Genomic DNA, 8,473 nt, shown 5'->3' on the forward strand with positions numbered 1-8,473 from the left:
AAAGCAGGAACTAAAGTTTATTCACCATTGGTAGCAATGGCATTAATGGTTTTTGTACTTGTCTACTTTCCATGTGTTTCTGTAATTGCCTCTATCCGAAAAGAATCTGAAGAAGTTAAGTGGTCCATTTTTACAGTAGTATATAGTACCAGTTTAGCATGGTTTTTGTCCTTCTGTATATTTCAAATTGGTTCGTATTTTATTTAAAGTAATAATGCAAGAAATAGTAACATATATAATAGTTGGTGGAGCCTTTTTCTATGCTCTTTACAAAAGCTCTAAATTACTTGTGGTCAGAAAGAAGACAGATCCTTACTGTGAAGACATCAAATGTGATGGTTGCAGCTTTAAAGATGGTTGCCATAGCAAAGAAGAAACTACCGTAATAAGTTAACTTTATCTCTTACGACAACGTATGAATATTAAACACACAAGTTATTAGAAATTGAAATTCCTTATCCTATCCATAATTATCTCCGCGCTAACACTAGAATCTCAGGCTCAAATAATCATTTTAAAAGATGTAAAAGAAACGAGTAGTGACAATAATGAAATTACATTCTCTGAAACAATAGAAGCCTACGGATCAGGCAGTCAAGTTTCAGCTAAGTTTAAAAGATACGAGCCTTCATCTGAAATATTAGCAACATTTAAAACCCAAAGACCAAATGAAGAGCCTACACATTGGAACCTTGTATATCATGAAGGTGATAAAGAAAACGTTGTATACCATGTTTCGTTCGGAACAATTGAAAAAGATGATGGCGTTATTCTTATAGACAAATCAGGTAACTGGATTGGAACAAAATACTATGATGAGTCATGGCATTACCCTGCACAATCATGGAGTATTGTTCGTAAAACAATAAGTAAACTTAATATTGAAACACTATTCGAAGAATACATTACAATCAAAAAACCAGAAGGGATTTATTGCATGTATCGTTGCCTACGTACGGACAATACAGTGATGAAAATTGAATTCAACGAAAAGGGAAACGAAACTAGGATTCAGGAAATTCAAGATAAATAAGGTTTGCTCTAGCAAATTTCGAACTTAGCCCCATCTTCCCCTAAAATAGTATTCGAAAAAACTTCTTTTGCCTCTTCTAACAAAGGAGTTAGCTCTCTATACCTTGCTGAAAAATGACCTAAAATAAGCTTTTCAACCTTGGCTTTTTTCGCAATGCTTGCAGCCTGCTTCGCAGTTGAATGTTTTGTCTTTTTTGCCCTATCCTTCATGTCATGCATAAAAGTTGCCTCATGATAAAGTAAATCAACATTCTTCAATATTGGTATTAGGTCCTCTTTATAGGCAGTATCAGAACAATAAGCATAACTTCTAGGGACTTTAGAAGGAAAAGAAAAATCTTCATAGCTCAATTCTACTCCATCCTTTGAGAACACGTTATTTCCTCTTTTTACATTTACAATATCCTCTATAGACAAATTAAACTTTGCAGCCTTTTCCTTATTTAATCGTCTCTCTTGTTCTTTTTCCTTAAAAAGATAACCAGTACAAGAAATCCCATGATCTAATGGGAAAGAATAAACTTCAACTTTATCATTCTCAAATATCAATTCCTTTTCGTTATAACCAACTTCTATAAAAACAAGCTCATAATTTATATATGAGTCTGTATATTTCAATTGTTCTAAAATTATTGGTTTTAAGTTTGCCGGACCAAATATCTTAACAATGGATGTTTTTCCAAACAAATGCATTGTTAGAAGTAATCCCATAAGGCCCAAGTAATGGTCGCCATGAAGATGGGATATGAAAATATGATGAATTTTTTGAAATCTAATTCGATATCTACGAAGTTGCATTTGCGTGCCCTCTCCACAATCTATAAGAAAGAGACTACCTGAAACCTCAACTACTTGAGAACTTTGATTTCTTCTTGAAGTAGGTGTAGCTGAACTACAACCTAATATTGTCACAGAAAATGACATGAATCATTAAATACTATTCTTCTTCTACCTTTCTTTCTACCTCTTCCATAAATAGAAGATCTTCAGCTTCATTTACAGTTGGAACAATACTTAAAACCGATTCTAATTGAGAAATTGCAATAAGCTTTTCAACCGAAGGATTTAATCCAGCTAAAACGAAAGAGCCGCCTGCCTCTTTACATAATCTATTTCCAATTAAAATTGCACTCAACCCAGAAGAGTCACAATACATAACTTTAGTTAAATCAAGTACTAGACTTCCAACACCATCTGCGTTTAAAACTACAAACTCCGATTTTAATTCTGGTGAAATTAACGCTGTTAATTTATCTGCCTCTACACTTATCAATGTGTACCTCTCTTTTTTATCTACTGAATAATTCATACGTTGAGTTTGTTATTAAACAAATATAGAAAAATTGTAATGCAGTCAACAATTTGATATGAAATATATTAGGTGTTATTTAAATTTCTTGTGCCAGCAAATAAAGGATTGCCATTCGAACTGCAACACCATTCTCCACTTGATCGAGAATGACAGCCTGCTTAGAATCAGCTACATCGCTTGTAATCTCTACTCCCCTATTTATTGGCCCAGGATGCAATACAATAATCTCTTTATCCAAGCTATTCAAAATCTCCTTATTCAATCCATATTGCATCACGTATTCTCTGGTAGAAGGAAAATATTTAATATCCTGTCTTTCTAATTGAATTCGAAGCGTATTTACAATATCACACCAATTTAACGCCTTTCTTAAGTCCAGTTCCACCTTCACCCCTAAAGACTCAATATGCCTTGGTATTAGAGTAGCCGGACCACAAACCATCACTTCTGCTCCTAGCTTCTTTAAACAAAGTATATTAGAAATAGCTACACGAGAGTGCAGTATATCTCCAAGTATCAAGATTTTCTTTCCCCTCACCTCTCCACACGTTTCCATAATAGTGTATGCGTCTAATAATGCCTGTGTTGGGTGCTCATGAGTTCCATCTCCTGCGTTAATAATCTTGGCATCAATATTCTTCGATAGATATATTGCAGCACCAGGGTTAGGATGTCGAATCACAACCATATTAACCTTCATGGCCAAAATATTCTTTACAGTATCCACAAGGGTTTCACCTTTGTTTACCGAAGAAGATCCTGATGAAAAATTAACAATATCAGCACTCAGTCTTTTCTCTGCCAACTCAAACGATAATTTTGTTCTCGTTGAATTTTCGAAGAACAAATTGGCAATCGTCATGTCCCTTAAAGAAGGCACCTTTTTTATCGGCCGATTAATTACCTTTTTAAAATTGCTTGCTGTTTCAAAAATCAGATTAATATCCTGTTCCGAAATCTGCTTAATTCCTAATAAATGATCTGTCGATAAACTACTCATCTGATTCAGGTGTAAATAACACAACTTTAGTTTCCTTCTCTAAACCTTTCCATGCAACTTCAACTTTTTCCATTCGTATTGAGTCAACATGCTTACCCACATACATAGGTTCGATTGGCAACTGCCTCTTAAACCTTCTATCGATCAGCACAAGCAGCTCTACAGCGGAAGGACGTCCGAATGCCATCAAGGCGTCCAAGCCAGACCGTATCGTTCGTCCAGTAAATAAAACATCATCAATCAGAACAACCCTTTTATCCTCAATTACAAAATCAATCTCCGTAGTACCTGCAGAGATCGGGTTTTTTCTTCTTCTAAAATCATCCCGATAAAAAGTCACATCCAAATAACCGAACTCAATCTTTGTATTCAGAATTCTTTGCAATTGCTCATGAACTTTTTCAGCTAAATATACACCTCGGGGTTGCAAGCCAATTATTACAGATTCCTTAAAGTCCCCATGATTTTCAATTAACTGTTGACATAACCTATCGATGGTTAGGGCAACCTGTTTATTGTTTAATATGGTTCTTCTATTCTTTTGCAATCTGTATCTATTATTTACATTCCATAATTAATAGGTCAAAAAAAAGTCCCGATAACGGGACTTTTTTAAAACAATAATTAAGCATCAGCGTCTTTTTCGCCTCGCTCGGCTTTTTCAAGTCCTTCTTTCAAACTCGATAAAGCTTCCAAGTCTCCTAGAGTTGTTTTCTCTAGTCCTTTTCTTAAATCTTGAAAATCTTTCGAAGAAGATTTCCCTTTCACCTTACCTTTAGAATCAGATCTCGGAGTAGAGCCTTTGGCTTTCACATCTTCTACATCATCAGAGTAAGATCTACTATGCGAAGCTATAATCTTCTTAGAGTCTTTAGAGAACTCTAGAATTCTAACTGCAATAGACTCTCCAAGTTTAACAACTGATCCGTCTTCTTTAAGTAAGTGTTTCGTAGGAATAAATGCTTCAACATCTTCTTGTAGTAACATTCTAGCTCCTTTTTCAAGAACCTCAACAACTTTACCTGTGTGAATGCTTCCTTCTTTGAAGATATCTTCATAAGCATCCCAAGGATTAGTTTCCAATTGTTTATGCCCTAAACTCAATCTTCTGTTTTCAGAATCAACTTCAAGTACTTTAACTTTCAATTGCTCACCAACAGCGATGAATTCAGATGGATGCTTGATTTTCTTAGTCCAAGATAAGTCAGAGATATGAACTAACCCATCAATTCCTTCTTCCAATTCAACAAAGATTCCAAAATTCGTAAAGTTTCTAACTGTTACTGTGTGCTCTGAATCGATTGTATATTTCTTTTCGATTTCTTTCCATGGATCTGGAGCCAATTGCTTAGTTCCTAAAGACATTTTTCTTTCGTCTCTATCAAGAGTCAAAACTTGAGCATCTACGATATCTCCTATTTTAAAGAAGTCTTTTGCTGCACTTAAGTGATGTGACCAAGACATTTCAGAGACGTGGATCAATCCTTCAACACCAGGAGCAACTTCTAAGAAAGCACCGTAATCAGCAAGTACAACTACTTTACCTTTAACCGTATCTCCAACTTTGATTTTCGTATCAAGAGCATCCCAAGGATGAGCAGAAAGTTGCTTCATTCCCAATGCAATTCTTTTCTTCTTATCATCAAAATCAAGAATTACAACATTTACTTTTTGATCTAGTTCAACAAGCTCTTCTGGGTGATTAACACGTCCCCAAGAAAGATCTGTAATGTGAACCAAACCGTCAACACCACCTAAATCGATAAAGACACCATATGAAGTAATGTTCTTAACTGTTCCTTCTAACACCTGACCTTTTTCAAGGTTAGACATTATTACAAGTTTTTGTTTCTCTAACTCAGCTTGAATAAGCGCTTTGTGCGAAACAACAATATTTCTATACTCTTGGTTGATTTTAACAACTTTAAATTCCATGTCTCTTCCAACATAGTCATCGTAATCTCTAATTGGTTTAACATCAATTTGTGATCCTGGTAAGAAAGACTCGATACCGAATGCATCAACGATAAGTCCACCTTTTGTTCTACACTTAACATGTCCAGTGATTATCTCACCTGTTTCTAATACTTCGTTAAGTTTTCTCCAAGCTTTTAATGTTCTAGCTTTTTTGTGCGATAAGATTAACTGACCCAGTTTATCTTCTCTGTTTTCGATGTACACTTCAACAATGTCACCTGCTTTTAATTCCGGATTATATCTGAACTCAGTAAGAGGAATAATTCCATCCGACTTGTATCCTATATTTATTACAACTTCTTTATTTGTAATAAGAACGATTTTACCGTCTAGTATTTCTTTTTCTTCGATTGAAGTTAAACTCCCCTCGTACTCTTCTTCTAATGCAGCTCTTTCTTCAGTAGTATATGCTTCTAATTCTACTACATCTTTTCCAACCATATCCCAATTGAAGTTTTTCAATTGATCTTCTAGGCTTTCTACAGAACTTGCAACTTTCTCAGCTGACACTGCCGCTTTCACTTCTTCAACTGTTGTAGTTTCTGCTTGAAACTCAGCGTTTTCTTCTTTTTCTTTACCTGACATGTTATTTCTTTATTTCTCGGTACCTCCGAACTATTAATCCGTTGTTAATAATCTAGGCCAGTCTTTCCAACCCAAATAGCGTGCAAACTTACCACTTTTATCTATACAAACAACATGATATAGCACCTGAAAACACTGAATAATCGTACTGCAAAAATAACTAACTTTACATCTTCAATTTTAACTATCAAGAAGCCTTGAAAAAATTCAACATTCCTAACTTTTACAAAAGCTCATTTATTACAGAGCTTAAGGAATTACGAAAAGAATTAGACCCAAGAAAAAAAGACTTCTCCCCTTCTCTACTCGATTTTGGACCGGTCCGATTTTTAATTGCAAGACACTTTGGGTTTTGCTATGGTGTAGAGAACGCAATTGAAATTTCATATAGAGCAATTGAAGAGAACCCTACTAAGAAGATCTACTTGTTAAGTCAGATGATTCACAACCCCGAGGTAAATGCAGACCTCGTAAGTAGAGGCATTACTTTCATACAAGATACGTCGGGGAACCAAATCACACCTTGGGAACAAATAGAAAAAGACAACATCGTAATTATTCCAGCTTTTGGCACAACGCTCGATACAGAAGAAAAACTAGCGAATATTGGCCTAGAAGTATACAAGTACGATACTACTTGCCCTTTTGTAGAACGTGTTTGGAAAAAGTCTCAAAAACTCGGAACAGATAATTACACAATTATCATTCATGGCAAACATAATCACGAAGAAACCAAAGCCACTTTTTCAAGAAGCAGGTTAAATGCACCATCCTTAATAGTAAAAGATTTACAAGAGGCGATGTTGCTTGCAGATATTATCTTAGGTGATGTACCGGAAGAAGATTTTTACACAGCATTTGAGGGGAGACACACAGAAGGTTTTGACGTCTCTAAGAACCTTCAAAAGGTTGGCGTAATTAATCAGACTACGATGCTAGCACAGGAAACGCAAAACATTGCCAACACATTGAAAGATGCCTTAAACAAAAAGCATGGCCAGAATGAAGATAAGAGTCACTTTGCTGACACTCGAGACACTTTATGTTATGCAACAAACGACAATCAAGAGGCAACATATTCTCTATTAGAGAAACATGCTGATATGGCAATAGTTGTAGGTGGCTACAATAGCTCTAATACATCCCACCTAGTAGAACTTTGCGAAAATAAATTACCCACCTATTTTATTTCTTCAGAAAGCGAAATTGAAAGCAACGACACTTTAAATCATTTTGATTGGAGGAATGAAGTGAAAGTTCAAACCAAGGACTATTTGCCAACCAAATCACCACTGACAATAATCCTTACGAGTGGAGCTTCTTGCCCAGATGCAACAATAGAACGAGTTTTACTGAAAGTTTTATCCTTTTTTAATGACTCAAAGTCTCTTGATGATGTAATGAAAACTATCCGGCAGCAATTGCCTTCTTAGCTAAGGCTACCGCTTGAGACAATTGTTCTTCTCTTGATATAAAAGAATTATCAATCAAGACAGCATCGTCTGCTTTTTTTAATGGACTAATTTTTCTGGTAGAATCAATCAAGTCTCTCTGTTCTAAGTTTTCGAGTACTTCTTCAATTCCAATCTCTACGCCAGACTTATGAAGTTCCAGTAATCGCCTTTCGGCTCTAACATTGACATTTGCAGTAAGAAATATTTTTAATTCAGCATCAGGAATTACGACAGTCCCGATATCCCTACCATCCATTACAACACCTTTTTCCTTAGCCAGAGCTTGCTGAATCTGAACAAGCTTTACCCTTACTATTTTCTCTTTACTTATAATACTTACTGCATTTGAAACTTCAGGCCTTCTAATTTGAGTTTCAACCGAGATTCCATTTAATATTGTTTCAGCCTTTCCGTTTTTATCAACATTATAGCTTAAGTCTATCTTACTAATCTCCGCTTCTAACTTATCTACGTCTAGATCCCAATCTTGAACAATCTCGTTTTGAATACAAAAAAGAGCTACTGCTCTATACATAGCACCGGTATCAACATGAAAGTAACCAAACTCATTTGCCAACTGCTTAGCAAGAGTACTTTTCCCACACGAGGAATGACCATCAATAGAAATTGAAATTTTTCTCATTTAGCTATCTTCTTTGGGACCAATTACAGTTTTCTTTTTAAACTGAGATAAATGTGCTACTATATTTATTTGATTTGAAGGTCCTCCTTTCTGGCTAGAAGTAATACTATAGTTTAGACTAAACTTCTTAACATTTACACCAACACCAAACGAAAACCCTACCAATCCAGGTCTCGTATCTATTATCATTTCCTTGCGTGCTTTATAATTCCAGCCTAGTCTTAAATGAAAATTATCGGAAAACAACAATTCAGAGCCAATAGATATATGTTTTAAAAAATTATCCGAATGCGATTTGAATTTATCAAATGCGTTATCGCCCCCTTGTATGTCTTCTCCAGTAAATGGGTCTACATCTAACAAGGTATCATTAACGTCTACAAAAGAAGCTTTTCTAAACAGATTACTATAAACAGCAGATAATCTTAAAGGAGCATGCGCGAATTTGTCCGATACTCCAAGTTTAAATT

11 protein-coding genes are annotated in these 8,473 nt (G+C 35.3%); 4 read left to right on the forward strand and 7 right to left on the reverse strand.

Annotated features, from left to right (window positions below):
- The 3 genes from HRT72_13725 to HRT72_13735 form a co-directional block, all read left to right on the forward strand.
- On the forward strand, positions 1-207 hold a 207-nt coding region (locus HRT72_13725), incomplete at its 5' end, for a hypothetical protein (GenBank protein ID NQY68767.1).
- A gap of 7 nt (positions 208-214) precedes the next feature.
- Positions 215-394, forward strand: a complete 180-nt coding sequence (locus HRT72_13730; GenBank protein ID NQY68768.1) for a hypothetical protein — start codon at positions 215-217, stop codon at positions 392-394.
- 51 nt (positions 395-445) lie between these two features.
- Positions 446-1,033 (forward strand): hypothetical protein, encoded by a 588-nt coding sequence (locus HRT72_13735; protein ID NQY68769.1) that lies wholly within the window; start codon positions 446-448, stop codon positions 1,031-1,033.
- 8 nt (positions 1,034-1,041) lie between these two features.
- Here HRT72_13735 and HRT72_13740 read toward each other — a convergent pair whose 3' ends face one another.
- From HRT72_13740 to rpsA, 5 genes are all read right to left on the reverse strand, one after another.
- Positions 1,042-1,956, reverse strand: coding sequence for a ribonuclease Z (locus HRT72_13740; protein ID NQY68770.1), 915 nt, complete (start codon positions 1,954-1,956; stop codon positions 1,042-1,044).
- Between the two features lie 13 nt (positions 1,957-1,969).
- Positions 1,970-2,341, reverse strand: coding sequence for an STAS domain-containing protein (locus tag HRT72_13745; GenBank protein NQY68771.1), 372 nt, complete (start codon positions 2,339-2,341; stop codon positions 1,970-1,972).
- A gap of 79 nt (positions 2,342-2,420) precedes the next feature.
- Positions 2,421-3,344 (reverse strand): aspartate carbamoyltransferase catalytic subunit, encoded by a 924-nt coding sequence (locus HRT72_13750; protein ID NQY68772.1) that lies wholly within the window; start codon positions 3,342-3,344, stop codon positions 2,421-2,423.
- Positions 3,337-3,891 carry a bifunctional pyr operon transcriptional regulator/uracil phosphoribosyltransferase PyrR gene (pyrR, locus tag HRT72_13755; protein ID NQY68773.1) on the reverse strand — a complete coding sequence of 185 codons (555 nt, stop codon included), beginning with the start codon at positions 3,889-3,891 and terminating at the stop codon, positions 3,337-3,339. Before pyrR ends, HRT72_13750 begins: the two co-directional genes overlap by 8 nt.
- A 77-nt stretch (positions 3,892-3,968) precedes the next feature.
- Positions 3,969-5,906, reverse strand: a complete 1,938-nt coding sequence (gene rpsA, locus HRT72_13760) for a 30S ribosomal protein S1 (protein ID NQY68774.1) — start codon at positions 5,904-5,906, stop codon at positions 3,969-3,971.
- Positions 5,907-6,103: 197 nt separating this feature from the next.
- On the opposite strand from rpsA, the gene HRT72_13765 reads away from it, so the two are divergent.
- A complete protein-coding gene (locus HRT72_13765; GenBank protein ID NQY68775.1) occupies positions 6,104-7,339 on the forward strand; it encodes a 4-hydroxy-3-methylbut-2-enyl diphosphate reductase in 1,236 nt (411 codons plus the stop codon).
- Here the strand turns inward: HRT72_13765 and HRT72_13770 are convergent.
- Both HRT72_13770 and HRT72_13775 read right to left on the reverse strand, forming a co-directional pair.
- On the reverse strand, positions 7,314-8,003 hold the full coding sequence (locus HRT72_13770) for a (d)CMP kinase (protein NQY68776.1): 690 nt from the start codon (positions 8,001-8,003) through the stop codon (positions 7,314-7,316). The genes HRT72_13765 and HRT72_13770 overlap by 26 nt on opposite strands.
- The coding region (locus HRT72_13775; protein NQY68777.1) for a hypothetical protein at positions 8,004-8,473 on the reverse strand (470 nt) is incomplete at its 5' end. It lies immediately after the preceding gene.

The organism is Flavobacteriales bacterium, from assembly GCA_013214975.1.
Lineage (GTDB): Bacteria > Bacteroidota > Bacteroidia > DT-38 > DT-38 > DT-38.